The sequence below is a fragment of the Enterococcus raffinosus genome, assembly GCF_019175485.1.
GTDB lineage: Bacteria > Bacillota > Bacilli > Lactobacillales > Enterococcaceae > Enterococcus_A > Enterococcus_A raffinosus.
Map to the genome: position 1 here is coordinate 759,091 of NZ_CP072889.1, position 26,256 is coordinate 785,346.

Below are 26,256 nucleotides of genomic sequence, written 5' to 3' on the forward strand. Positions count from 1 at the left end.
TCTTTTCACCTCTTTTTTTAATTTACACTCTTTGTCGCAAAAACTTTATAGCAGGACGCTAACGTCTCCGCCATCGCTTCGTTCGAAAGCCGTTTCATTTCTAAATAATCTTTTGGCTTACTATCCATGTTCTTTTTATAGGCCGCGTTAAGGAAATCGGTAAAAATATTGATCTTCGCAATACCGTTTAAGGCGCAACGATTCAAATTCGTATTGCCGGATGAAGAGCCGCCGTGCAGCACCAATGGTACATCCGTTATTTCTTTAATCTCCGCTAAGCGATCGAAGTTCAAGACGGGAGTCCCCTTGTACGCGCCGTGAGCGGTTCCAATTGAGATGGCTAAGGAATCGACGTCCGTCTCTTTGATAAAGCGTTGCACATCTTTGACCTCTGTATAGATCGAATCGGTGGTTTCGTGGTTTTCATAATTCGTGCCAGCACCTACATGGCCTAATTCCGCTTCCACTGTCACATTCTTTTGATGGGCGTATTCCACGACTTTTTTAGTGATCTTGATATTGTCCTCTAAGCTTTCCTTCGAAGCGTCGATCATGACAGAAGTAAAGCCCAAGTCAATCGCGCGTTTAATGAAATCAAAATCTTCGCCATGATCTAAGTGTAAAACTACTGGGACAGAAACCTTTTCAGCCAGATACTTGCCGATTAGCGCAGCCTCCTCCAACGAGATTAACTCTTTGTGGGCTTGTGCGAATGGCAGCATCAATGGTTTATTTAATTTTTCCGCCACAGTGACAAACGTCCGAGCAGAATCCAGGTCGATAAAGTTTGTTGCAGGTACTGCATAGCCTTCTTTACTTGCCTGTAGCAGCATTTCTTTCGAGTTTACTAACAAAAGAACCCTCTCCTTTTTTACATTTGTAAATCAGTATTTACTTTTGTAAAAAGTGTAGTATCATTAAGTAGAAAAGTCAATGACATTTAGAGATATCATTTGATATAAAAAATTTCGTATCGGAACATATGTTACGTGATGGACGAGGAGGTTTACGGAAATGCTAGATAGAGAGGATTTAATGTTAAAGGCTGTTGTGATGTATTACGAAGAGGAAGCCACACAAAGTGACATCGCAAAAAAATTGAGTATTTCACGCCCCACCGTCGCTTCTTTGCTGCATGAAGCCAAAGAAAAAGGCGTCGTGAAAATAACGATCCAACACAGTGAACTGCATCTACTGAAGCTGCAGGAACGACTGCTGGAAAAGTACGGACTGAAGAACATTAAGATCGCCGCAAAATCACAGAAAAATATGAAGGCCGCAGCCGGAAAGCTCTGTGTCGATCTGATCGAACCGATGCTGGAATCCATCGATAAGTTAGGAATCGGCTGGGGCTCCACTCTTTATGAATATGTCGAACAGGCCAATCTGCTAAATCTGGCCCATTTAAAAATTACCCCATTAATCGGAGGGATCGGACTCTCAGAAGTGCGGTTCCATTCGAATCATTTAGCCTTTATCCTATCTGAAAAATACAAGTGCGATGTTTCTTATTTTTACGCACCTGCAATTGCGGATACCTTAGAAATGAAGAAAACGTTGCTTCACACAGAGCTAATCAAGGACGTGATCGAAGAAGGAAAGAAAGTAGATCTCGCCATCCTTGGTGTCAGTGACCCGATCCGCTCCTCTACCTATAAAAAATTGAAATATATTTCAGAGGAAGAGGCCGAGCTTCTAAAAAGAGAGCACGCGATCGGAGATATTGGCAGTACGATTTTTACTGCGGACGGCACTCCGTTAAAAAAAGGCTTCTCTCAACGTCTCCTAGGCATTGAGCTGAAGGATATTCAAAAGATTCCTCGTGTCGCGATCGTTGCAACTGGAAAAGAAAAGGCTGAAAGTGTTCATACCTTACTGAAAATGAATTTTATTACCGACTTAATCATTGATGAAGAAATCGCTGAACTTTTGTAGTTCAGCGATTTTTTGTGGTTCATTAACTATTAAGAAAATATTAAGCTGAATGGAAAGCAACTCCCTATTTTCTTGATCTTCAAAAATTTTCCCAGGTCCTTTCACACGAAAAACATTGCTAAATTAACATCCACCGACTAAGCATACACCCCTCTTCGTTGTCAAAGTGCCGAATTCTGCATTTGGCCCTGAATTTTGCAGGGTATTTGGCGCTTCTGCTTTTCAAAAGACGATGAAATCAGGATTCTTCAAAAAAAATTAGTCGCTGCCCCTGCAAAATTGACCCCTAAATGTAATTTTCGCGGTTTTGACCTAGTTTTGTTTTGTGCCTTATCGTTAAGTCACCGGCCGGAACAAAAATCAAAACATGGAGGAATGAACATGATCCAAAAACTAAGCACCAAACTACAAGTCCACTTGTCTATCCCAGGAGTGGAAAAATTAAAGAAAGTCACTTTTTCAAACGTTGTGGAAAACCCTGAAGAAGCAGAAATCATCAAACTAGGGTAAATCATGACGGAATTAGACCAAGACGGCACCTTGTTAGATGGCGTGATCATCACCAGCCAATCTCGCGTGACCAAAAATTAGGAGGAAACTAGATGAAAAAACTTGTATCGATCTTTAAAACCAGTAGCGGACGTTCGCAAACCTGGAGCTACCCAAATCCAGGAGATGGCAAAGCGCCAGAGGATGTTCGTAGTATCTTAGAAAAAATGACGTTGCTACATTTGTTCAATAAGGACGGCGAAAAGTTGTATAACGAAGTCGTTAGCGCCAAGTACGTCGAAACTGTCGAAACAATTATTTTTTAATTGATTAACTTGAGGAGGCGCGGCTTAGCCGCCACCCTCTACTAAAGAAAAAGGAGGACAATATCCCATGAATGAACAAACCCTTTCGTACCGCCAGTTGTTCCATTTGAAATCAACAACCCTAGAAAAACGTATCAAAGAGTATTACTACAGTACACAAAACAGCAGCCTAACGATTAAATACATTCTCACTTTGAAAATACGGCACCAGCTGGGTGCGGAAGAGTTTGCCTTCATTCTAAAAGATCTTGTCCGTGAGATTTTTATGAATACGAAAGCTACTCGTACCATGAAGCGCTTCTTCTACTACTTTCAAGATTACTTCATGGCACCTGAGTGGCAAGCATTAAAAATGAGAACCTTCTTAGTCCGTAACTTTGGTGAAAAAGCCGTGTCTCTTGTCCGTTCCTTAATCTCAAAAGTCCGTCCCGATGAAACAAATGAACCTTGATAGAAGATCACCTACGCAAAAAAAATTTGAGAAAGGAAACTAAGGCTATGAGACAGGATTTAGTGGCGACCTTTACCAACGGTCTGGGCGCAACACATGACTGGAAATATAACAATCTAAAGAATGATCTGCCAATGCCAGTGATCAAAGAAGCTTGCGAACTCTTAACGACGTTGGATATTTTTGAAGAAAATGGCGTAAAACTATTTGATTCCGTGGTGACAGCCAAGATCATTACTACCAAAGAAACTGAGATTTTTGATACTACCAATGAAGCCTATAAAATTACAGACGACTCCGAGTCCCTGTGCAGAGGCACGAACACAGCTCAGCGAACACCAGCTGAACACGTACAAAATACCGTTGTGGAGACAGCAAAAGCACCCGCAGACAAGCTAATTCGCCAACATTCATTAATAGAACCAACAATACTAAAACATGAACACACATCATTTAAAGACAATACTGCCTGTGCCGAGCCTGCGTTCCCTCCAGAGTATCTTCAGCCGCCGCTGCTTTCTGCCGAAAACACAAGGACACGCCAGCGTCTACTGTCTTGGCTTCGTGGAAAGAAGCATCGAAACAAAGAAGGACCACCCCAATCACAGAACCATTCCCAAAACTAAATTCTGCCCTTCTCAAATAAATTAAGCGTAGGTCATTTGATCAATTTTTTGAACTCTTTTTTGAACATTGAAGGAGCCTTCGACAAAAAATGAAAATTTCCTTTCTCAAGATTTGTTCATCAAAAAGAAAACGCATTGAGCCTTAAAAAGACTCAATGCGTTTATCCATGATGTTTACTTTCCCTCCGCCACCTCTGAATGGTTTGGACCAACAAGCGCTTCATAACAGGGGTTAGCAGTAGATAGAAGACGATATTCCCAACAGCGTGCATCAAATCCACCGGAATGCCTGCTAAATAATAAGGTAGAAAAGCCGATATTCCAAGAAACGGGGCTTGAATTAGTGAAATAAAGAACCCAAAAAGCAACCCAGTGATTCCAGCATAAATAGCTTGTAAAAGGATACTCGCCTTAAACTTAGGAACTCTTTTTAGCAAACTCGTTAGCAAAATAAGCAAGAAGTACGTAGCGACCTGAGCGATCGTCCAAACGCCCATCCCCATGTAAAAATTGGTAATAAGAATAGATAGAATGCTGACGATCAAGCCTTGATAGGATCCCCAGTAAATAGTGATGATCAATAGGATCGCGGTAACCGGCTGCACATTCACGATAAACTGAAAAAAAGTCCGGCTAACCACACACAAGGCAACCATCATAGACAGCAGACTTAATTCCTTCACACCTAATGAAAAGGTGGAATAGATGCTTCGACTAGAATTGTTCAAGCTTGAACACCACACGATCGCCATTCTTCAACTTCGCGTCTTTTGCTCCTACATTTACCTGTTCATCATTGATCGTGAATACCCAGTATTTATTGTTTTTGGCATCCTGCGCGTGTCCATCAATCGCGGTGATCATCCCTTCATCATCTTCAATCGAATAATTTTCCTTTAGCACGTCAAACAAGGAATCGCCATCCTTAAATGACAGGTCTTTTTTCGACAGTTCTTTTTCCCCGTCCAGCAAGGTAATGCTCGTCTTTGCCGCTGATTCCTCGCTGCTGGCTGCGACCTTTTCTGTTGATTGAGACGTATCCGTTGACCCCGCTTGTTTTGAATCGCATCCGCTAAATAACAGCAAGCTCAATAATAATGCAAAAACCAAATTTCTTCTTTTCATGCGTCAATCCCCCTTAAATTCTAAAAAAAAAGACACCCAATTTTATCGGGCGTCCTAAAACTACTGTTGAAACAAACGACCCTGATATTGCTTGTTTTTATCAATCAACAGTAGTGTCTGACTTTGCTTTATGCATCACAGTAGAAAGGGACTGTAAAGGAATCTCACCTTTTTCCTAGCAGCTGATTGAATTTTATTCTATTTTTTACTCGCAAAGTGCTTCTATAAACGAAGAAAACGAATTTCCCTACATTCAAAATAACAGATATAGTATTCAAAAGAAACACTATTGTGACAATCTTATGTTATTTTGCGAGACAAAACAAATAAGTAATACGAAATAGGAAAAATTTGCCTTTATGTCTCGACGCCTCTTCATTTACTCTCTCGTTTTCCATGAATAATAAAATACGCTTGGGAAAAGACAGCTTCTTAAAGACCCACATTTGTTGAGGTTGTTTTCATCTATGTGTCACTAAAGTTTAGCAACGCATGTAAGTTTCAAGGTTGCTTCAGGATTCTTTTACGTACCTTCTGTTTTAATAGGCAGAATAGTTACTCTTTCACTGAATTGATAGTACAATGATCAATTACTAAAAAATCTTGAAGGGTTTGATAACTGACATGCCAAAAATAGAACGAAAAGCCCATGAAGTCGAGGCGGCTCTTGAAGAAGATATTGAGATTCAGGGGAAGCGATTTCGGCTTTATTTTCAAAATAGATACACGATTCTTTCGCTGACAGTTGATTTGCTGACGGGGTTCTTTTACATTATCGGCAGCGTGGCCGCATTGACATCCATTCCTGATCGAATCGGCATGTACTTCTATTTAGCGGGCTCGATCTTTCTAACGATTCGACCGATTCTTCGGATTATCAAAAATATTTTCATTTACGATGATCTGAAGGCTGAAAAAAAGAAAAACGATGCTCACATGTGATGTCCCTCTGCTCAGAAAAAGGAGCTATATTATGAACTACTTAATCTTTGGTCTGGAAATCATCGCGATTGTCCTTTGGCTGTTATTCGGACAGCACTCATTATTGTCCGCGATCATCGGAATAGTCGTCATTATCCTTATTTCTCAGTTTTTACATAGGTGGCTGCATGCGCGGTAGTAATAAAACAGCGGACCATTTTATTGCTTAGATGGCCCGCTGTTCTATTACCTTTATTCACTTTTTAATTTTTTAAGTAAGTCAATGTTCAGTCCCGTAACCTCAGAAACTTGCTCTATACTTAGTCCTGTTTTCAACAATTTAACTGCAAGGATTCGACGTTCTTCTTCACGCCCTTGCACCTTGCTCCTTTGCTTCTTCAATCGCCGTTGCGAATACTGCATCATGGATAGCTTTAGACTTATTGATTTTCATGATCATCTCTTTTTACTCGCTTTCCAATGTTAAGAAATCGGTTTTTCTTTTGGCTTCTTGGATATAATCGGGGGCATCGTTTTTTGTTTCGCCAGTTTTTAAGAAATATTGCCAATGATATCCCGCACTTTGTTTATCGATATGCGGATTTTTCAAGCTTAAAAAGCACAGCATCAGCAGCTCCTTGTTGTCTTTATTCAAGAATGATCGGTAGGTTTCTTCGTTCAACAATCGAAACAATTGCAAAGCTTGTTCCTGTATATCAAATAGATGAAAATCTATGATATTGATACCATAAGCTGGCCGCAGGCTTGAAAAATTATTTTTCTTCTCTACTTCTGTAGCTTCTTGGTTGCCAAAAGGAGAACGAAACGCTTCTGACAAATAGAAAACAGAGCGCTCATGGAAAAACGCGTGCGACTGAATCTGACATTCGATCGTCGTATGACTGCCATCATCAAAAATATCTACCTCGGTCCGAAAGATATCGGTTTCTTCGTAGGATTTCTTATAGCTGTTTATATGGTACGTTTCTTTTGGCTTCAGGGTCTTGAATTCTATACCTAACAAATCTTTGACAAAAGCTTTTAGAATATGCGAGGAATCTTCGGATGTCAGCATCTTTTTGAACAATAGGTCATTGGTGGGTAAAATATTTCTGCATGATTTTCCTGCCTTTCAAATAGCTCGCTATTCCGAGCCGAAAGACATTTCTTGCCTTCATTATAGCATGCTATCAAAGTTCTTCTCTGCTAAAATACGCGGAATGAGGCTGTTTTAGCGAGGAAATTCCTTTTTGTTTTGCTGATAAATAAAAAAGTTTTGAAGATATCTCGTGATGTCCTCAAAACTTCTCTCCTGTTTCTCTTACCCAAAATCATACAGATCATGGTATTTTTGATAATTGATCATTCCTAGCGAGGTAGTAAATAATCGCGACTTTGCTTCAAGTTCAATGCGCAATTTTTCAAATTCCTTGCCAGTATGTTTTTTTGGTTCGTTTTCTTTTCTTTTTGGATCAAATAACTCCTTCATCATGGATTCCTCCTTTAGCCTCTCTTTTCAGGGAGGCGGACAAATACTACGTCAATTCTCTGAAAAAACTGGGGCTTCCACTGCTGGCAATACTTTCGTCATCCACAAAAATTCAATCTCATGCTTTGTAAAAGAGAACAATACTCGGTGATAATCACGCTTCAGGTAAAACAATTGGGCTGTTTTACGACCGGTTAAAACGATTCTGAAGTGTCCTTGCTCTTGGGCAAATTCTTCTACACGTGTCATTAATCGGTCCCCAATATGTTGTCCTTGAAACGCTGGTGAAACCGCTACTTGGCGTACACGAGCGATACCGAAAGGATACAACTGGATCGCTGCGGTGCCCACCACTTCCTCATTTTCAATTGCGACAAAGACATGCAGCTTCTTTTCTTTGTCCCAATCGATCTTTCCGCCTAATACCTGTTTCCGCAATTTCACTGCGCTGGTATGTTCTTTGCTAAATAATTCAGCCATTTCAATTCTCATTGTCAACGACCTCCTTCTTATTTCTGTCGTTCTTTACCAATTCTCCCAATCGCTAGTATCGGGCTGATCATGGGGCCCCTTTTTCTGAGGGCCTTCGTGTGGATCAACAGCTCCGGGACCAAAAGGACCAGGACCAAAACCGCCTCTGCCAAATTGATTTCGCATTTGTTCCTTCCATGCTCGTTTTAACTTGCGACGATCAGCTGGCGACATCCGACCAAATTCCTTCATATGAGGATCAAACTGCATGCGCATCGCTTTTAAGGCTTCGATCGCTTCAAATGGGTCATTTGGAAACTCCGGACGACCGCCGAAATCTTCACTCCACCCATCAATCACCTTATTCAACAATTGATCTAAGGTTTGCAATTCGTCGTCGGTTAAGCCTGCAAAAAATTCTTCTGACCGTTCCTGCGGCTTATTCACATTGGCTTTTTCACGACCGATTTCGGTGATATAGATTCGTTTGATGCGCTTATCCTGTTCATCTTCTCGACGCTCGATTTCGCCGCGACTTTCCAGCTTATTTAAAATCTCTGTAACAGAGCTTGGTCGCATATCCAAAATTTCCGCTAGAACACCAGATGTTACCCCATCTTCTTCTGCTAAAATATCTAAAACCAGTTGCTGCGTTGGCGCGCTCTTCTGACAATTACCAACATCCATTAAACGACGACTGGCGCTTCCTACATAGGATAATCGTTTTAATAATTCTTTTGTATACTCACTCATCGCTAGTCTTCCTCCTTTTGATTCGGTACCTATATTTTAGGTACCTAACCTTTTAACTTGAACCCAGTATACTTCGGTACCTAATCATTGTCAATGGATTAAATCAAAAAAATTTACATTTATTTGACGAATTAAATGGAAAAAGGACTTCTCCCTTGTATTTTTTATTTGTTTACTATCTATTGGTAATACCCAGAATGACCAAATTTAGCGAACGCTACTGCTATAGAGGTTCTTAACCTTCCTTTTTTAAGGTGGATTTATCAGTCTATCATGAAAAATTGTTCTGCTAATTTTTATAAGAGATATGATATACTAACTCTTAAGAAGTAAACAAAGTTTACTAAAGAAGGTGAAATTATGGCAACAATACAAGATATAGCTGATGAAGTTGGTATTTCTAAAGCAGCCGTTTCTAGAATCCTTAATAGAAAAGGTAAATTTAATGATAGTACAAAGGAAAAAGTATTCCGGGTTGCAAAAGAATGGGGATACTCAATACCTGGAGAAAATCAAATTTTAGATGAAAAGTTTTTTAAAACAATAGGAGCGGTGTTTCCCACAGGACATATTGCTTATTACAGTGTTCTAGTCTCATTATTAGAACAAGCAGCCTATAGTTTTGGTTACAGTTTGATGATTTGTAGTTCTTTATATGACAAAGAAAAAGAAGAACTTTTTTTTGAAGAGTTAAGAGAAAAAAGAATTAGCGGAATCATTTATGGGAGCTTTACAAATGATGCCAATTTGCCTATAGATGAAAATCTTCCAATTGTGACTATTGGACATCAGCTTTCCGAAAACATACCAACAATTAAGTCAGATAATATTTTGGCAGGAGTAATAGCAGCTAAACATTTAATGATGAAGAACTGCAAAAATTTATTATATATATCCGCCTATCAGGTAGGAGAATATAATGACGATCGATACAAAGGTTTTGCTGAAGAATTAGAAAAACACGGTAAGAAACTCCGGTCTTACTTTACTGGAATTAATGAAAGAAATAAAGATGTCCCCAGTGTAATCACTCAAATGTTTATTGAGAATCCTGAGGCAGATGGCCTTTTTGTTGAATCCTATACTCTGGCTATTCAGTGTTTAAAAGTCTGTAAATCCTTGGGGATTGTTGTTCCCGAAGATCTAAAAATTGTTACCTATGGAAATCAGATGTTAAGCTCCTATAGCTTCCCAGAGATAACAATGATCTCTGAAAATACAAATCAAATAGCCTATGAAGCAGTATCGTCTTTGATTGATGTCATTGAAAAAGATAGTGATGAAACTTCTGATATACGCAACAAACAAATTATTATACCTGTTGCCTTGATTGAAAAACAAACGACATAAAACAAATGAACTAGACTAAAGACAGTATTCTTTTTAAGGATACTGTTTTTATTTTATTATTTTAAGTAAACTTGTTGACTTAAATAGTCAACAAGTTTACTATTAGTGGTGTAAACGTTAACATTAGTAAGCACAGGCCATGCTTAAGAATTTGGAGGAAAATCATGTCAGAAAATTTTAAAGAAACAGCTAAAAGTATTATCGAACTTTCTGGTGGAAAAACGAATATTTCCAATGCACTACACTGCGCAACTAGAGTCCGTTTTAATATAAAGAATTTTGAGTTCGTGAATATTGATGGGTTAAAAGAGGTGCCTAGAGTCCTAGGTGTTATGAAGGTAGGAGATCAGCTGCAGATAATTATTGGTGCCGATGTCAATGCTGTTTTTGATGAGGTAGCTCTTCTTTTAAATGAAGGAACAGAGGAGAATGAACCTGAAGCTTTGTCCGATAAAAGTAAAAAAAATATTTTTAAATCCGTAGTTTTAGGAATTCTCGATGGTCTTTCTGGAACGATGGGGCCTGTTATTCCCGCAATCGTTGCTTGTGCCCTTTTCAAAATGTTTGCTGCTATTTTAGGACCAGATTTATTAAATTTACTTCCAGTGGAAAGCGATATTTTTACTCTACTGACCTTTGTCGGAGACGCAGGTTTTTACTTTTTTCCAGTAATTGTAGGTTATTCTGCAGCTAAAAAATTTAGTGTTACACCTGTTTTAGGAATCCTATTAGGAGCAATTTTAATCCACCCAACTCTTATTCAAATGGTTACAGAGGGCGCAAAATTTACCGTTTTTGGATTACCTGTTTACATGGTTGATTATAGTGGAACAATCATTCCAACCATCCTTTCTGTATGGGTAATGAGTTATGTAGAGAACTTCTTTAATAAGTATATTCATAGTTCGATAAGAAGTGTTTTTGCACCTGCATTTACCATACTTGTTATGCTACCACTAGCTTTGTGTTTCATTGGACCGGCAGGCGCATTTTTAGGAAACTATGTTGTCAACGGTCTTTTAGGGTTACAAAATTATATTGGATTTTTAGGTGTAGCGATTATCTCTGCTTTGTATCCAATTCTTGTAATGACTGGTATGCACATGGTCCTCATTACAGCTCTTTTCCAAATCTTTGCTACTCAGGGATGGGATGGCTTTGCAGGGCCAGCTCTTTGCTATGCTAGTTTTTCTGTCATGGGAGTCGCGCTAGGTGCTTTCTTCAGATTAAAAGACAAGTCACAAAAATCTTTAGCAGCTAGCTATGCAATCACTGCTATAGTTGCTGGAACTTCTGAACCTGTAATCTATGGAATATGCACTCGCTATAAAAAACCATTTATAGGATTGATAGCTGGAGGCTTTGCAGGTGGTTTGTATGGTGGGCTCACTAGAGTAATCTCTGCAACGCTCGTACCCTCATCTAGTGTGACGGCAACACTCGCTTTCGTAGGGAAATCTGCAAGTAATCTGTATAACGGCATCATCGCTTCGTTGATTGCACTTGTTGTGGCTGCTGTCTGTACGTATCTTTTTGGTTTTGAAAAAGACGAACCTGGATTAGAGAGGTAAATATGTTTCATAAAAAAATAGAATTAAATGATACTGCATTTGTTGAGGCGTACATCCCAGACCCCAGCATTTCATACAAAGTTAATAGAAAATGGCCAGCAGTAGTTATTTGCCCTGGAGGAGGTTATATGATCTCTGCGATAAAAGAAGGGGAAGCCGTGGCAATGCAATTTTTGTCCCAAGGCTATGCTTGTTTTGTTTTAAGATACTCCACATTTGTTAAAAGTCGAGAAGCTTATTCCAACGAGTTAGCTGAAATAAATGCCAATGGGTATTATCCATCGCAAATACTCGAGCTTATGGAAACCCTGTTTCTTATCAAAGAAAATTCTGAAGAGTGGTTTATAGACAACGATCATGTTTTTACAATGGGCTTCTCAGCAGGAGCACATATCGTTGCTATGGAGGCCTTTAGATGGAATGAGGATGAATTAATAAGCAAATTAGAATTTGTGCCAAAATCAAAAGAATTAAAACCTAGAGGAAGTATTTTATGCTATCCCATGCTGAATGCTAGAATGGATCATTTCACTAATAGTGAATTATCCAAATTTCAAAAGGATATGATGAATAAATGTCTGCATAAAAGTATAAGTCCAACTTTTGAACAATGCAAAGAATTAGAGGTTGAAAACTACCTTCAATCAGAAATTCCGGAGCTATTTATCTGGCATACTACGGAAGATACTGTAACGAATGCGAAGTATACCACTTCTTTAGTAAAAAAAATTCAAGATATTGGACGCCCCTGTGAATATCATCTTTTCAGGCAGGGGCGACATGGATTGGCATGTGGTAATAAGCACTATGCCAATAAGCCTGATGATATAAATAGATCTATTAGTATGTGGTTACCTTTAGTTTTTAATTGGATGGGAGAAATATAACGAATGTTGGAAGAAGATAAAACAATTTTTGATTATAGATTGAAAAAAGAAAAAAAGTATTGTGACATGATAAAACAAGAAAGATTAAAAGACAATATTGAGAAGATTTCTTATTTTTCTAAACACTGTGGATACATAGATGGGTATATCTACAGACCTGAAGGATACGATTATCAAGCCAATTTGCCTGTTGTCTTTAACTTCCATGGCGGCGGGATGGTACTAAGTTATTGTGAACAGGATGGTATTTATTGTCAAGAGATCGCAAATAAGGTTGGCGTAGCAGTTATTAATGTTGATTATGCAGTCGCTCCTGAGTACAAGTTCCCACTACCAATCCTTTCCGCTTATGATTTTATTGACCAAGTTATTGAGAATAGCAAACGATACAATCTTCAAAAAAATAATGTCCTATTAATGGGCCATAGCGCAGGAGGGTATATTTCAACAGCACTGTGCGTATTAAATGACACTAGAAAAAAACTTACTATCAAAGGACTAATTGCAGACTACGCTGTTTTAAGACAGGATGCCCCACCTTCAAATAGAAAAACCACTGACAAAGATAAATCAATTCCTGTTTCTAGAATGGAGGAGTATTTTAATTGGTATTTCAATAAGAATGATGATACAGCAAATCCGTTAGCCTCACCAATTAATGCGGATGGTAATATATTTCCTGCTACCCTTATTATTTCAGCTGAATATGATTCCTTGAAACAGGAAGAAGTAGCATTTGCAAAAAAATTACTTAAAAATGGTGTCGAAGTAGAATATAAAGAGTTTAAGGATACAATGCACGGGTTCACACATAAATGGTTTGAGGAATTTCATGGGGAACAATCAAAAAAAGCGTGGGAATTGATGGAGAAATTTATTCAATCAAAATTATTTAGTTGAATAAAAAATTGAAATTCAAATCTTAAGGAAAAAGGACTGAGATATAAATCTAGCTTCAAATAATACTTGTTTTCTACTAAAATTCCTTGAATGCTGTGGTAATCCATATTTGTTAATTCAATTGGGTAAAAATCGAAGCAATTACTTAAAAAGAGCGTAATGAAGATCACGGAAATAAATTTTCAATTATTAAACCGACTATTTGCTCAAATCTATTGTTTATAGGAGGTTAACCAGTTTATTGAAGATATTTTAAATGCAGTAAGGAATGGTCTAGTTATCGAGTTGTAAGTAAGCTGTTTATTATGAAAGAAATCGGCTATTTAAATCTATAAAGTTCCCATCAACAATTGACCCAGAAAAATTGTTACATAGGAATCCTTAGGAATAAAATTAGCTTCCCTAACAGGTTTTATCAGGTGAAATCGGGTTGTGTTTTTAGTTGCCCCAAAATAATTACAGTTTGCAAAAACCCTTGTTTTCTCTATCAAATAACGTGTATAGTGATAAAACATTTTAATTTTTGGGGTGTAAAAAACTATGGTAAATAACCGTTATGAACAATTAAAAAAAGCAGAACTTGGTGCAATCATTAGTATCGCTGCCTACATCCTCGTTTCTGCAATGAAGCTGATCGTTGGCAATATGGCGAACTCAGAAGCCCTGCGTGCAGATGGGCTGAATAACTTTACAGACATACTCGCTTCCGTCGCAGTTTTAATCGGCCTTCGTATCTCACAGAAGCCTGCGGACGCGGAGCATCGCTATGGACATTGGAAGGCAGAGAATGTCGCAAGTTTAGTGACTTCTTTTATTATGCTGCTAGTCGGTCTGCAGGTTCTCTACAGCTCCATCCTTTCTGTAATCAACAAGAAGATGGAATCCCCCGATATCACTGCAGCCATTGTTGGACTCGTTTCTGCTGTTATTATGTATGGTGTCTATTTCTTCAATAAACGGTTGTCGGAGGAAGTTAAAAGTCCTGGTCTGCTGGCTGCCGCAAAGGACAATCGCAGCGATGCCTGGACAAGTATCGGTACTGCTATCGCTGTTTTTGCCGCGTCCTTTAATCTAGGATGGCTCGATAGCGTCGCGGCCATTGTTGTCGCGCTGCTGATTTTAAAAACGGCGATCGATATTTTTAAAGAAAGCGTCTTTACCTTATCTGACGGCTTCGATCAAGAGGAATTAGATCAATTCAATGAGGCCATCCGCCACATCCAACAAGTCCAATCAGTCAAAAACATCAAAGGACGAAGCTATGGCTCCAACATTTATCTTGATGTCACCGTGACTATGCGACCAGAGCTAACCGTCAAAGAAAGCCATGATGTAGCTGATCAGATCGAAAATCTACTGCGGGATAAATTTCAGGTTTTCGAGACGGATGTCCATGTGGAACCAAGTGAATAGTTAAAAGAAAGAACCTTCCGAGTCGCTCACTCAGAAGGTTCCTTTACGATTATTCTGTTATTATAAAGTGTATGATTGAATTTATTAGTTAAGAAAACTCAATTCTTCCTACTCTTTGACACGCAGTTATACTTTAATCCCCAGTTCCCTCATCTGACCAAGGCAAGTCCGTCGATAGCAGCGCCGCGAAGTTTTTATAATCATCTCGTTCCTTCAATCGATGGTTTCGACGTTTTTCATAGCCTCCACACACCATTTTTTCCTCCTCTGTTTCTGGGAGGACCTTTGGAACTGTAAATTCCGTCTCTTCATTCATGTGAGAAGGCACTGCGACAAAGGTGGTGAAGCAAGTAGCTGCTAAATAGCGGTCGCCAGTCGCGAGATCTTCGCCGATGACCTTCACAAAGACCTCCATCGACTTATTGTGTGTTCCGGACACATAGCACTTCACACAAACGGAATGATTGGCATGAAGAGGTTTTAGAAAATTCAGATTGTCTAGGGATGCTGTTACTGCCCCTCTGCGACAATGGCGAGAAATGGAAATAGACGCGGCATCATCGATCAACGTCATTAACTTTCCCCCAAATAAATAGCCAAAAGGATTCAAATCAAAAGGGAAAATTCGGTGGGTCTGAATCACACGAGATTCCCGACAGGTTTTTGCTTCAGTCAAAAAATTCACTCTTTCTTTGCATTATTTTTCTTCAATTCCTGTAAATTATCCCACCTTCTTACTTTTTTTTCAAAAATTCTGAAAGTATACAGTTTTACAGACATTCGGTATACTGGAAGTTAAAGGAGGAGGTCCATTTTATGGAAAAAGAAAAACCCTCGAAGATTATCCAATTTTTTGGCGGTAAAACATCGTATTACCTTATCGGGCTGGTTATTTTAAGTTCTCTAGCCATCTATTTATTGAATACTGTTTCCTTTATTTTTAGACCGATCGTGGTCATCATTACGACAGTTCTGCCGCCGATGGTCTTCGCATTATTGCTTTATTATTTACTGAATCCCGTGGTCAACTTCTTGAGTAAAAAGGGGCTTTCCCGTACCCTCAGCATTGTGCTTACGTATGTGGTGATTTTTGGTTTGCTTTTCTTTGGAGGTGCGAGACTCGTACCTGTCATCCAAGATCAGGCACAGGACTTAATAAAACAATTTCCTAAATATGTCGATGATTTTCAAAACGGGATTAAGAATATTTTGGATACGACACCCTTTGCGGCATCCTCAGGTGAAGCTCTGGATTCCATTGATAAGCTAGCGAAGGAAGCATTAAATTATTTAGGCAGTAATTGGCAAGACGGAGCGAAAGGCTTAGGAACAATTTTCTCAGCGGTCTCTAGTACCGCTATCACCTTATTTACCGGGCCGATCATTGCGTTCTTTCTTATTCAAAGTCCCCACAAGCTCTATCGTGCGGTCATTGATATGATTCCGCCTCGCTTTAGAAAAGACAGCCAGTCCCTAATCAAGATCGCGAATCAACAATTAGGCGCCTTTTTGAAAGGTCAAGTCATCGCTTCATTGCTCTTAGGCTTAATTTATTGGGTGGTCTTCTTATTGCTGGGGTTGCAGTATGCCACAGTTATCGCCCTTGCCGCAGGAATCTTAAGCATCATTCCGTATATCGGATCGTTTTTGGCTTTCTTACCCGGGTTGTTCATCGCTTTTCAGGATTCAACTTTCATGGTGGTCAAATTCGTCATCGCCTGGTTTGTTGTCCAGCTTCTCCATGGAGACCTGGTTGTTCCTCGAGTGATGGGAGACAAATTAAAGATTCATCCCATTACGATCTTAGTGGTCTTATTGGTGATGGGAGATCTCTTAGGGCTAGTCGGTGTAATCTTCGGAATTCCGATCTATTCTATGATCAAATTATTGGTTGTTTTCATCTTCCGAAAATTCAAGCAACGCTACAACAAGTATTTTTCTGACGAAGGCGCTTATCGCAATACCGGCTTTTCAGAAGATGATTATCTATAAAAAAAGGAGCTGTATCCGCCTGGATACAGCTCCTTTTGACTATAATTTTTATAAGTAAATCGAGAAAAACATCAGCATCGCGCCCAGCATCACGAATAGATGCCAAACCACATGCATGTACCGACGATTCTTCATACTGTAAAAGACAGAACCAACGGTATAAGCAACTCCGCCACCGACCAACAATAGCAGCCCCTTCAGACCGACGCTTTGGTACAGACTTGGCAAAGCAATGACGACTGCCCACCCCATCACATTGTAGATGATCGTAGAAAGCTTCGATACGGACTTCACTTTGCTTAATGTCATGCTCTTATAGACAATCCCAACAATCGCCGCTAACCAAATTACACTCAACAGTGCGATCCCGATCGCTCCTTTAATATACAACAAACAATAAGGCGTGTATGTCCCCGCGATCAACAGGTAGATCGAACAATGATCAAATACCTGAAAGACTTTCTTTGCTTTAGTAAAGATCAAGCTGTGATACAGGGTCGATGCTAAGAATAGCATCAACAGCGAAACGCCATAAACAATAAATGATACATAATGCAACCCGCTATCGGCCTTCTTCAGCAAAAAAACAAACCCAACAATACTCAACACCACGCCAATCCCATGCGTAACTGCATTTAACACTTCATTTGTGATTAGATATTTCCTGCTAAATTGTGTATCCATTTCATTGTCACCTCGAATGATTTATTAAAGACACTATATCATAGTTAACGAAATAATTCAAACTAGTTTTTAAAACTAGATGATGGATTATCCTAGTAGAATTCCTTGCTTAACAAGCTTGTAGCCGAACACTAGCTCGTCTCCAACGAAAATTTCCGCCTCTTTTTCCTCATTCAAAATGGTGATCAAGTGACTCAAGGTCAATAATTGATCCGCTTGTTTGCTCAAAATGATGGCATCATTCTCTACCTCCACAGTTAAATGATTGGTCTGTTTTTCTCCATCATTCACAAATACGTATCTATAGGAAGACAATTTTTTCATTTCCCCTGCCGCATCGACTTGAATCGCCGTTAATAAATCCTTGGCCTTCAACATGTTCACCTCGCATCTTTACATTCTCCTTTATTATAGCAAAAAGAAAACGGTGAATCGGGTTGAAAAGCTTCCCCATTCACCGCTAGATTTTAACTTCGATCCAAGCTCTTTGCTATCGTATTTCCCAAGGATTGAACGATTTGCACCAAGACAATCAATAAAATAATAGTCGTGTACATCACCCCCGGCTCATTTCGTAAAAAGCCGTATTGGTAAGCGATACTGCCTAGCCCTCCTGCACCGACTAAGCCGGCCATCGCCGTCGCGCCAATCAAACCAATCATCGCAATCGTTAAGCCGCGGATAATCCCGCCTCGTGCTTCTCTCAGCAGCACACTGCGAATAATATGGAAATGGCTAATCCCCATCGCCTGATAGGCTTCGATCACCCCGCTGTCCACCTCCAGCAAGGAGGTCTCAACCAATCGGGCCAAATACGGTGCTGTATAGATAATCAACGGCAACAGCACGCCTTGAACTCCGATCGTTGTCCCCATAATCAGCTTGGTTAATGGTAAAATCAAAAATAAAAGAATAATAAAGGGCAAAGAACGCAAAACATTGATCACACTATTCAAAATCGAATACAAAGGAAGATTGCTGTTCAGTCCTCCTGGTCGAGCAATTACTAACAGTACACCTAATGGGATTCCAATAATAATTGAAAGTGCAAGGGCTACACAGACCATTACAAGCGTTTGTCCTAATCCTTCAACGACCACATTTCCCCATTGGCTCCAAAACTCACTCATTAAACAACCTCCTCAATCAAGACACCTTGGCTTCTGATATACTCCTTCGCCAGATGAAAGTCTGTCTCTGTTCCACCGTCAAATTGAACCAAGAGTTGACCATGACGCTTTTCCTTCAAATAGCCGATATTGCCGCTTAGAATATTGGGACTCAACTGAAAATCCTTCGCGACCCGTGCTAAAACTGGCTCTGTGGCTTCTTCTCCGATAAATTGCAGCTGGACAAGTCGTCCACTCCCCTTATAGCTGGCTAAAACCTCTTCTGGGACGTTGTAGCCCTCATTGGCACCGATAAACCGTTTTGTCGTTTCCTCTTTCGGACGGGTGAATAGATCGATCACAGGACCTGCTTCGACGATCCTGCCATCCTCCATTACCGCCACACGATCACAGATTCGTTGAACCACATCAATTTCATGGGTAATTAGAAATATCGTGATCCCCAGCTCCTGATTGATCTTCGTCAGCAAAGCCAAGATGGATTCCGTTGTTTCTGGATCTAGGGCGCTCGTCGCCTCATCTGATAGTAAAATCTCCGGTTCATGAGCCAACGCTCGAGCAATCGCCACCCGTTGCCGCTGCCCGCCTGACAACTGTGCAGGATAATTATCCTTACGATCTGTCAACCCAACCAAGTCCAAGTATTTTGCTACCCGTTCCGTGATAACCTCTTTGGGGACCCCCTCCAGCTTTAAGGGTTTCGCGATATTCTCATAAACCGTTGCCGTAGACAGTAAGTTATACCCCTGAAAAATCATGCCGATCTTCCGTCTAGTTAACAATAATTCTTTTTTGTTTAGTTCTCGTAAATTCTGCCCATTAATCAGAATATCCCCTGTCGTAGGCGGTTCTAAAAAGTTGATCATGCGGATTAGAGTAGATTTTCCGGCACCTGAATACCCGACTACTCCAAAGATTTCCCCTTTTTCAATGGTTAGATCAACGTCCTTCACCGCTTCGATGCGGCGCTTTTTTTGCTGATAAACCTTTGATACCTGCTTAAGCTCGATCATATGAATCCTCCCTATAATTAAAACGCTGGAACAACAGAACCTTTGAATTTTTCTTCGATGAATTTCTTTGTTTCATCCGATTGATAATACTTTTTGATTTCTTTTACGATTTTGTCGTCTTTGTTTTCTGTCCGCACGGCAAACACATTGTAATTCGGATTGTCCTCTAATGGTTCATGATAGATCGCATCCTCATTGATGGTCAGCCCAGCACCAAAGGCGAAGTTTGTATTGATTGCTGCAGCGGCCAACTCATTTAACTGTGAAGGAATTTGAGAAGCCTCCAGCTCAACGATTTCGATATCTTTCGGATTTTCTGCGATATCATTCTTTGTCGCCTTTACTTCAACGCCGTCCTTCAGCTTCAAGACCCCTGCTTCTTCTAAAAGCTTCAATGCACGGTATTCATTGGTTGGGTCATTAGGTACACCCACTTTATCTCCTTTTTGAAGTTTACTTAAATTAGAAAGTTTTTTAGAGTAAACCCCTAATGGGAAAGCCACTGTTTTAAAGGCTGTTTCAATTTTATAATCCTTGTCCTTCACCTGCTGCTCCAAGAAGGACAGTGTTTGATAGCTGTTACCATCCAAATCGCCGTCATTTAGTGCTGTATTCGGCGTATTGTAATCATCGAAGCTCTTAACTTTGATCTCGATGCCGTCCTTTTTCGCTTGTTTCGCAACCTCTTCCAAAATTTCCTGGTGTGGTCCCGAAGTCACGCCGATCGTTACCTTCTTTTCATCTAACGGCTGTGCTTCCCCTTTCGCCCCGCAGCCAGCCAACACACCACTCACTGCCAATGCTGCTATTCCTAATAAAATCCCTCTACCTAATTTTTTCATCTTCATTTTCCTCCTACTTTGATGTCCTGTTTTTCATTCAATAAGCTAATGAGCAAAGAAAAAAGCCCGTCCGCTTCCACACACTATGTGCTGGAAAAGGACGAGCTAACTCGCGATACCACCTTCATTTGCAACAGCCTCACAACTATTGCCTCAACAAGTACAACCATACTTGAGCGTTGTTAACGAGCGCTGCCCCGTCATTGCCTACTTATCGACAATGCCATTCAGAGACCATTTTCTAAATCCTTCCACATATCCGCTCCCACCTACTCGGACTCTCTTTGATGTTTTGTGATTTATACTTTTCTCTTCATCACGTTTCTTCATTTAGCAAATTGTTAAATCGTATCTTACACGTTCCCATAACCGTTGTCAATACTTTTTATCATCAAAAACACAGTTGACTTTAATTTTAACAAGGAATAAACTAGTTGAAATCTCACCGTTTTTTATTTTATATCAGTGAAATTCAGACATGCTTTATGGAAAAAGCGGATTCTGATAACATATAAGGAGTTGAATTCAATGGACATCACTACTGAAGTACGACCAGGCGCTAATCGCTACGCCTGCGGAGAAGGCCTTTTGCAGGATTTACCCAGCTATTTAGCTGGATTTAAGAAAATTTCCGTTATTACAGGGGAAAAATCCTCTAACGCATTCAAGAAATACTATCGCAAAGAGCTCCACTACCCTACTTATCGCTACGACGGCAGCTCAAGCCACGAAAATGCTGTTGAACTAGCGAATAAAATTGGACAAGCAGAACTGATTTTAGCTATTGGTGCCGGCCGTGTGATTGACACAGCAAAGATGACCGCAGAAGAACTAAACGCGGAGCTGATGGTCATTCCCACTTTAATCTCAAATTGTGCCCCTTTTACACCCATTGTCGCGGTTTATCACCCAAATCGTACCTTTAAGGCAATGGGCTTCATGAAGCGCGCACCATTTCTAACTTTGGTGGATTCAAAATTTCTTTTGGCAACACCCAAGGACTATTTTGTTGCTGGTATTGGCGATACGTTAGCTAAATGGTATGAAATTGAAGGAATCACTCGAAATCTGGAAGAGGATAAAAAGTCTGCTTACGTTCGCTTAGGAATCGCCAGTGCTAAAGCGATTCAGGAGCTTCTACTAGCAGATGCTGTCCCAGCGATTAATGACCTTGAGCATCGGAAAGCAACGCCTGCTTTCAGCCGTGTGACAGACACTATCATTGGGTTAGCTGGAGAAACGGGAGGGTTTGCTGCCTCATTCGGACGTTCAGCTGGCGCTCATGCTATCCATGATGGCCTGTCCTATCTTGAAAGCACTCATGAACAGCTTCATGGGATGAAGGTTGCTTATGGTATCCTTGTTCAATTGGCTCATACGAACAATTTAGACGAGATCCAAAAGTTGAAGGCTTTTTATCAAGAAACAGGACTTCCTCTGAAATTAAAAGAGTTAAACGTCCTGAACACTTCTAAAGAAGCATTGGAACCTGTCATTAATCACGCCGCCTCCACTAATGAAACATTTAATATGGTTGACCCTAAAATCACAGCCGATCAGATCTACGAAGCGATTCAAATCGTTGAATCCTTATAAAGTTTACTTTTTAACCAATGAGGTTTACCTCATTGGTTTTTTTGTGGTCTACCTTAATTTAAACAATTAATGTTTACCTTAATAAAAATCTATCATATAAACGAAGTTAACCGTATATAAGCCTTTTAAATCAATACTTTATTTGTAGTTTACTTTATAAAGATACATGAACTAGTAAATATAAGGTTTACTACATTCGCTTTATATAAAGTATACTTTTAATAATTAAAGTACACCTTAATAGTTGGCAAAAATCATATCAATTAAAGTTTACTACATTTACTACAATTTAACGTTTACTGTATTTCATTTCGCTGTATCTCTTTTATTTTCAGTATTTATTTTAAGGTTTACTACATTTATTTGAAAGAATAGATAAAAGTTTACTGTATTTAAAGTTATAGAAGTATACTTTTATTAGACACATTTAAGTATACTTTAAATAATTAAAAGTATACTTAAATTCGTTTTTTATAAGGTAAACCTTTTATATAAATTTAAAGTTTACTCTTTATTCAAGGTTTACCTTATTGATTTTAATTTAAGTTTACTTTTTAGTCTAATAAAGGTTTACTCTTAGAAGAGCCAATAATATAAGTTTACCTTAATCAGATAGATTTTTTTAAGGTAAACCTATTTATATATGGTTTACCTTTTATTCATATTTTGCAGTAAACCTTTAAAGTTTGAGGTTTACTTTTTTAATAATTACTCAATTTAAAGTATACCTTGTTTTCTTATAAGGTATACTATTTAATTATTTAAGTTTACCTTTTACTACTATAAATGCCTATTTAACAGTATTATACGTACAATAAAGTAGACTTTTTAATTAATACAGTTTACTATAAATAAAATATGGGTAAACTCAATTTTATTATAGAGTAAACTTTATCTATATTTAAGTAAACTCTAATTTATTATTTCAAGTATACTTTATAAGGAAATTTAAAGTATACTTTATTTAGAGAAAAAACAGTTTACTTTAATTTATTTAATTTTTATAGTTTACCTTATTTAGAACAATTGTAGTAAACCTTATTGATATTTGGAAGTCTTTATAGTAAACTTTAATAGAGAAATTATGATTGGAGACTTTTTATGCCAAAAAAAGCTGAAACCTATGTAGTAGGAAATTTTAAAGGGGGCGTCGGTAAATCAACGACTGTTCAGATGCTCTCATTCGAGAGTGCCTTTCGTAAGGATCGAAAAACATTAGTTATCGACTTAGACCCTCAAGGGAATACAAGTGATGTATTATCTCTAACTGCAGAAAATTTCGGAAATGATACATTACCTGATGAATTCGATGCAACCATCTGGGAGGCTGTTCGAACTGGAGATATAAAATCTTCTATTTATCAAATTATGCCAAATTTAGATTTAATCCCAGCAAACATTTCCTTTTCTGATTTTCCAGATTATATGATCGAGAAGTATCCTGGTGACAAATTGTCTCAATTTAAATATATGGAAGACTTGATTGAACCACTTAAGAATATCTATGATGTGATCTATATCGATGTCCCGCCAACTATCAGTACCTATTCGAATGCCGCTATGTATGTAGCAGAGTATGTTATCGTTATTTTGCAAACTCAGGTAAAATCCTTAAAAGGGGCACAAAACTACATCGATTATATGAATTTCTTCATTGAACAATACGATACAGACTTAGAAGTTGTAGGCATCGTTCCATTTATGATGCAAAAACGGGATTCTGTTGACCAAGAGATCTATACCGCAGCAAGGGAAATCTACGGTGCCCATCTTTTAGACACTGTTGTTTTAAATCAGAGCCGTTTGAAACGCTACGATGGGTCCGGAATTACCTATGAAATCAACAAAAACGGCAAAGTTGAGCAATGGGACAAGCGCGCACACGAAGTTTTCGTTAATATTTTGGACGAAATTGATGAACATCGCCTCATATTAAGCGGTGAAGAGTAGGGGAGACGTTAAATGGCGAAAAAAATGAAGCTCGATTCGCTTTTAACGGCGAATAAAAAGAATAAAGGCATTGAAAAAATGTCTGAGTATTCCAATCAAGATAAAGAGGAAAAGAAACCCAGCTCTCAAGACCTCTTAGCAAATAGAACCTTAAGTCCTGAAACTGATTTTCGTCGCACTTCTTTTCGTGAAGAATCTCGACATTTAAATGAAAGAACGATTACTCATGAACCGGCCCCTCAGCAGCATGAAACAGAGGTCGGGAAGAGAGGACGTAAGCGTCAATACTATGATCCGCGCTTAAAAGCCTTAGAAATGCAGAAAATCTCAGCCCGTACAAAGATTCGTATGCAGAATTTGATCAACGCCAAGTTTGATGGCTATACACCTGATAAAATGATTGACTTCTTATATGACTATTATCTTGAAAAGGGACTATCAAGAGATGACCGAAACTTCTTAAATCAGCTCGAAGAAGCCTCTATGGAGGAGTATAAAGAGAAGCCGAAATACCAGAAGTTATTCAAAGAATTAGAAAACGATGAGAAATAGCCGTAAAAAAAGTAAACCGCAATGCATGTTTTATTCTGCATTATGGTTTACTTTTTTTAAAGTTATCTATTATTTAAGTTTACCCTTATTATTGTTTGTACATTTTAAAAGTTTACTTTTAAAAACTTTCCTTCCACAATTTATAAGTTGTGGATAACTAAAGAAGCCCTTATCCACATTACTTTTTATCCACATTCTTACTTGAGAACAAGAGAACGATTACTTTAATTGAAGTTTACCAAAAATACTTTTATATCATTTAATAAAGTAAACCCAAATTGTTTTTATCTCGATATTATAGTAAACCTCAAATGCTTTTATAAACATAATAAAAGTTTACTCTAAAAAAAGATGGTTGGGAATCGCTTTACAACAGGCTTTCAATCAATTATTCTATACATGTAGAAAAAAACGAAAAAAAGAGTTTAAAGATTTGGCGATCTTTAAACTCAAAGGTTTGAGCTAATTTTGGCGAATTAGCCTGTCACATTTAGATAAACTTATAAGGGTTAGAAAAATTGGTGTTTGCCTAACCTTTATTAAGTATACCATATTTTGGTTACTTTCTCAATCAGATATCTTGTGACAGTAAGCATTCCTTTAAAACTTTCGTAACAACTTTGAGAGTGAACTAAGGAGGTTTTTTTGTCATGTCCACAAATTTAGATAACATCATGACCGCCGCAAACTTACCCAACGGCAATTATATTCCAATTGATTTAAACTTAATCAACAATCCACAATATAAAACTCTTTCCATTGAAGCCATGATGCTTCATGCTTTGTACACCATGCGTATGACATGTAGTATTTATCATGCAGAAAAAGATGGTAGCTGGCTTGATGAAGCCGGGCATCCATACATTTATTTTTCCAATGAAGAAGCTGCAACATTATTACGCGTTTCTGAACGGAAAGTCACAAATTTGAAGAATAGCCTAATTGACGCTGGTTTAATCCAGGTTCTTCGACATGGACTTAAAAATTATCGTATCTATGTCGCAAATCCTAAAGCACCAGATAAAAATGTTGTTGTACAGTTGTCCTTCAAAAATTATACAAGTACTAAATCCTTGGCTCCTGTGGAAAACAAAGAAGGAGGAATTAAAGAGGAATTATCCACTGTGGATAGAGAAGCAGAATCTGCGTCCTCGAACACGCAAAATTTGCTTACAAGTACACAAAAACATTTAGCAAAACAAACCACAAGTGCAACAAAAGTAACACGCAACGCGACAAAAAATACCCAAACTTCTCAAGAGGATAGCCTCATAGAAGGGCTAAGTGCGCGCTATGCACATTTATTGCCGCAACAGGCGTTTAATCGATTCTTGCCGTTTTGCAAAGGCAATTATCAAAAGGCACGTTGGTTTGTTGACACGATTTTTAAGGCGAAATATGCAAGTACGCAGCAATATATCAACGCTGGACTCCCTGCTGAAGCAGAAGTGCTAACCTTTGAACACAATGAGTATTTTAAATCAGATATCAGTGACGCGATTGCGAAAGCATTAGAGCAAATGTATCGCTTTAAGACAGTGAAAAATCCTGAAGGCTTCTTCTTTGCATTCATGAAGGGCTTCTTTACGGAAAAGACACGCCAATACTTAGTCGATCATTATCAATTAACACCAGAACTGCAACAAACGCTTTCATTTGTGCAATTGACGATTCAGCAAAAAAATACGCGACAAAAGCCTGTAAAATCACAAAAAGTCGCTAAAAAAGTCTCCTAAGAACCCAAACCTTTGTTATAATGTAGCGGAGTCTATCTAGAGAAAGGTTAAATT

30 protein-coding genes and 1 other annotated feature are annotated in these 26,256 nt (G+C 38.7%); of the genes, 17 read left to right on the top strand and 13 right to left on the bottom strand.

Annotated features, from left to right (window positions below; translation table 11 throughout):
- Positions 1 to 17 precede the first annotated feature (17 nt).
- Positions 18 to 854 carry a class II fructose-bisphosphate aldolase gene (locus J9537_RS18265; RefSeq protein WP_028020809.1) on the bottom strand — a complete coding sequence of 279 codons (837 nt, stop codon included), beginning with the start codon at positions 852 to 854 and terminating at the stop codon, positions 18 to 20.
- A 160-nt stretch (positions 855 to 1,014) separates the two neighbouring features.
- Between J9537_RS18265 and J9537_RS18270 the strand changes: the two genes are divergently transcribed.
- The 5 genes from J9537_RS18270 (at position 1,015) to J9537_RS18290 (ending at position 3,827) form a co-directional block, all read left to right on the top strand.
- Positions 1,015 to 1,935, top strand: a complete 921-nt coding sequence (locus J9537_RS18270) for a sugar-binding transcriptional regulator (RefSeq protein ID WP_028020810.1) — start codon at positions 1,015 to 1,017, stop codon at positions 1,933 to 1,935.
- Between the two features lie 381 nt (positions 1,936 to 2,316).
- Positions 2,317 to 2,445, top strand: coding sequence for a hypothetical protein (locus J9537_RS20890; protein ID WP_376713211.1), 129 nt, complete (start codon positions 2,317 to 2,319; stop codon positions 2,443 to 2,445).
- A gap of 92 nt (positions 2,446 to 2,537) precedes the next feature.
- Positions 2,538 to 2,750 carry a DUF2922 domain-containing protein gene (locus J9537_RS18280; RefSeq protein ID WP_028021084.1) on the top strand — a complete coding sequence of 71 codons (213 nt, stop codon included), beginning with the start codon at positions 2,538 to 2,540 and terminating at the stop codon, positions 2,748 to 2,750.
- Between the two features lie 67 nt (positions 2,751 to 2,817).
- Positions 2,818 to 3,201 carry a hypothetical protein gene (locus J9537_RS18285; RefSeq protein ID WP_028021083.1) on the top strand — a complete coding sequence of 128 codons (384 nt, stop codon included), beginning with the start codon at positions 2,818 to 2,820 and terminating at the stop codon, positions 3,199 to 3,201.
- A gap of 47 nt (positions 3,202 to 3,248) precedes the next feature.
- Complete coding sequence (locus tag J9537_RS18290) at positions 3,249 to 3,827, top strand: DUF2922 family protein (protein ID WP_028021082.1); 579 nt, start codon at positions 3,249 to 3,251, stop codon at positions 3,825 to 3,827.
- A gap of 161 nt (positions 3,828 to 3,988) precedes the next feature.
- Here J9537_RS18290 and J9537_RS18295 read toward each other — a convergent pair whose 3' ends face one another.
- Positions 3,989 to 4,579 (bottom strand): ECF transporter S component, encoded by a 591-nt coding sequence (locus J9537_RS18295; protein ID WP_035019879.1) that lies wholly within the window; start codon positions 4,577 to 4,579, stop codon positions 3,989 to 3,991.
- Positions 4,542 to 4,952 (bottom strand): DUF4430 domain-containing protein, encoded by a 411-nt coding sequence (locus tag J9537_RS18300; RefSeq protein WP_028021080.1) that lies wholly within the window; start codon positions 4,950 to 4,952, stop codon positions 4,542 to 4,544. The genes J9537_RS18295 and J9537_RS18300 overlap by 38 nt, the downstream gene beginning before the upstream one ends.
- 624 nt (positions 4,953 to 5,576) lie before the next feature.
- Here J9537_RS18300 and J9537_RS18305 point away from each other — a divergent pair.
- Complete coding sequence (locus J9537_RS18305) at positions 5,577 to 5,894, top strand: YrhK family protein (protein WP_028021079.1); 318 nt, start codon at positions 5,577 to 5,579, stop codon at positions 5,892 to 5,894.
- A 31-nt stretch (positions 5,895 to 5,925) separates the two neighbouring features.
- The gene (locus J9537_RS18310) at positions 5,926 to 6,072 is read left to right on the top strand and encodes a hypothetical protein (protein WP_187373415.1); all 147 of its coding nucleotides are present in this window, start codon (positions 5,926 to 5,928) and stop codon (positions 6,070 to 6,072) included.
- A 267-nt stretch (positions 6,073 to 6,339) separates the two neighbouring features.
- Here the strand turns inward: J9537_RS18310 and J9537_RS18315 are convergent, their stop codons facing one another.
- From J9537_RS18315 to J9537_RS18330, 4 genes are all read right to left on the bottom strand, one after another.
- Positions 6,340 to 6,948 carry a PD-(D/E)XK nuclease family transposase gene (locus tag J9537_RS18315; protein ID WP_060789463.1) on the bottom strand — a complete coding sequence of 203 codons (609 nt, stop codon included), beginning with the start codon at positions 6,946 to 6,948 and terminating at the stop codon, positions 6,340 to 6,342.
- A gap of 246 nt (positions 6,949 to 7,194) precedes the next feature.
- Positions 7,195 to 7,365 (bottom strand): hypothetical protein, encoded by a 171-nt coding sequence (locus tag J9537_RS18320; RefSeq protein WP_010744040.1) that lies wholly within the window; start codon positions 7,363 to 7,365, stop codon positions 7,195 to 7,197.
- Positions 7,366 to 7,413: 48 nt separating this feature from the next.
- Positions 7,414 to 7,854: a GNAT family N-acetyltransferase gene (locus J9537_RS18325; protein WP_060789455.1), complete on the bottom strand. Its 441-nt coding sequence runs from the start codon at positions 7,852 to 7,854 to the stop codon at positions 7,414 to 7,416.
- Positions 7,855 to 7,887: 33 nt separating this feature from the next.
- On the bottom strand, positions 7,888 to 8,586 hold the full coding sequence (locus J9537_RS18330) for a MarR family winged helix-turn-helix transcriptional regulator (protein WP_060789454.1): 699 nt from the start codon (positions 8,584 to 8,586) through the stop codon (positions 7,888 to 7,890).
- A gap of 360 nt (positions 8,587 to 8,946) precedes the next feature.
- Between J9537_RS18330 and J9537_RS18335 the strand changes: the two genes are divergently transcribed.
- From J9537_RS18335 to J9537_RS18355, 5 genes are all read left to right on the top strand, one after another.
- Positions 8,947 to 9,936 carry a substrate-binding domain-containing protein gene (locus J9537_RS18335; protein ID WP_060789453.1) on the top strand — a complete coding sequence of 330 codons (990 nt, stop codon included), beginning with the start codon at positions 8,947 to 8,949 and terminating at the stop codon, positions 9,934 to 9,936.
- Between the two features lie 164 nt (positions 9,937 to 10,100).
- The gene (locus J9537_RS18340) at positions 10,101 to 11,507 is read left to right on the top strand and encodes a PTS transporter subunit EIIC (protein ID WP_060789452.1); all 1,407 of its coding nucleotides are present in this window, start codon (positions 10,101 to 10,103) and stop codon (positions 11,505 to 11,507) included.
- A gap of 2 nt (positions 11,508 to 11,509) precedes the next feature.
- Entirely contained in the window at positions 11,510 to 12,394 is an 885-nt protein-coding gene (locus tag J9537_RS18345; RefSeq protein ID WP_060789451.1) for an alpha/beta hydrolase, read from the top strand.
- A gap of 3 nt (positions 12,395 to 12,397) precedes the next feature.
- Entirely contained in the window at positions 12,398 to 13,294 is an 897-nt protein-coding gene (locus J9537_RS18350; RefSeq protein ID WP_060789450.1) for an alpha/beta hydrolase, read from the top strand.
- Between the two features lie 540 nt (positions 13,295 to 13,834).
- Complete coding sequence (locus tag J9537_RS18355; RefSeq protein ID WP_028021076.1) at positions 13,835 to 14,707, top strand: cation diffusion facilitator family transporter; 873 nt, start codon at positions 13,835 to 13,837, stop codon at positions 14,705 to 14,707.
- 133 nt (positions 14,708 to 14,840) lie between these two features.
- Here J9537_RS18355 and J9537_RS18360 read toward each other — a convergent pair whose 3' ends face one another.
- The gene (locus J9537_RS18360; RefSeq protein WP_028021075.1) at positions 14,841 to 15,383 is read right to left on the bottom strand and encodes an acyl-CoA thioesterase; all 543 of its coding nucleotides are present in this window, start codon (positions 15,381 to 15,383) and stop codon (positions 14,841 to 14,843) included.
- 140 nt (positions 15,384 to 15,523) lie between these two features.
- On the opposite strand from J9537_RS18360, the gene J9537_RS18365 reads away from it, so the two are divergent.
- Entirely contained in the window at positions 15,524 to 16,699 is a 1,176-nt protein-coding gene (locus tag J9537_RS18365) for an AI-2E family transporter (protein ID WP_060789449.1), read from the top strand.
- A 48-nt stretch (positions 16,700 to 16,747) separates the two neighbouring features.
- Here J9537_RS18365 and trhA read toward each other — a convergent pair whose 3' ends face one another.
- The 5 genes from trhA to J9537_RS18390 form a co-directional block, all read right to left on the bottom strand.
- Positions 16,748 to 17,383 (bottom strand): PAQR family membrane homeostasis protein TrhA, encoded by a 636-nt coding sequence (trhA, locus tag J9537_RS18370; RefSeq protein WP_060789448.1) that lies wholly within the window; start codon positions 17,381 to 17,383, stop codon positions 16,748 to 16,750.
- Positions 17,384 to 17,470: 87 nt separating this feature from the next.
- On the bottom strand, positions 17,471 to 17,761 hold the full coding sequence (locus J9537_RS18375; protein ID WP_245001332.1) for a hypothetical protein: 291 nt from the start codon (positions 17,759 to 17,761) through the stop codon (positions 17,471 to 17,473).
- 89 nt (positions 17,762 to 17,850) lie between these two features.
- Positions 17,851 to 18,513 carry a methionine ABC transporter permease gene (locus J9537_RS18380; protein ID WP_060789447.1) on the bottom strand — a complete coding sequence of 221 codons (663 nt, stop codon included), beginning with the start codon at positions 18,511 to 18,513 and terminating at the stop codon, positions 17,851 to 17,853.
- On the bottom strand, positions 18,513 to 19,526 hold the full coding sequence (locus J9537_RS18385) for a methionine ABC transporter ATP-binding protein (RefSeq protein ID WP_060789446.1): 1,014 nt from the start codon (positions 19,524 to 19,526) through the stop codon (positions 18,513 to 18,515). Before J9537_RS18385 ends, J9537_RS18380 begins: the two co-directional genes overlap by 1 nt.
- Before the next feature lie 17 nt (positions 19,527 to 19,543).
- Positions 19,544 to 20,368 carry a MetQ/NlpA family ABC transporter substrate-binding protein gene (locus J9537_RS18390; protein ID WP_028021069.1) on the bottom strand — a complete coding sequence of 275 codons (825 nt, stop codon included), beginning with the start codon at positions 20,366 to 20,368 and terminating at the stop codon, positions 19,544 to 19,546.
- Positions 20,369 to 20,461: 93 nt separating this feature from the next.
- Positions 20,462 to 20,694 (bottom strand) — a binding site (T-box leader).
- Between the two features lie 202 nt (positions 20,695 to 20,896).
- Between J9537_RS18390 and J9537_RS18395 the strand changes: the two genes are divergently transcribed.
- From J9537_RS18395 to J9537_RS18410, 4 genes are all read left to right on the top strand, one after another.
- Positions 20,897 to 21,964, top strand: coding sequence for an iron-containing alcohol dehydrogenase family protein (locus J9537_RS18395; protein ID WP_060789445.1), 1,068 nt, complete (start codon positions 20,897 to 20,899; stop codon positions 21,962 to 21,964).
- Positions 21,965 to 23,065: 1,101 nt separating this feature from the next.
- Positions 23,066 to 23,914 (top strand): ParA family protein, encoded by an 849-nt coding sequence (locus tag J9537_RS18400; protein WP_010744025.1) that lies wholly within the window; start codon positions 23,066 to 23,068, stop codon positions 23,912 to 23,914.
- A 12-nt stretch (positions 23,915 to 23,926) separates the two neighbouring features.
- Positions 23,927 to 24,466, top strand: a complete 540-nt coding sequence (locus J9537_RS18405) for a hypothetical protein (RefSeq protein ID WP_060789444.1) — start codon at positions 23,927 to 23,929, stop codon at positions 24,464 to 24,466.
- A gap of 650 nt (positions 24,467 to 25,116) precedes the next feature.
- Positions 25,117 to 26,202, top strand: a complete 1,086-nt coding sequence (locus tag J9537_RS18410) for a replication initiator protein A (protein ID WP_060789443.1) — start codon at positions 25,117 to 25,119, stop codon at positions 26,200 to 26,202.
- Positions 26,203 to 26,256: the final 54 nt, after the last annotated feature.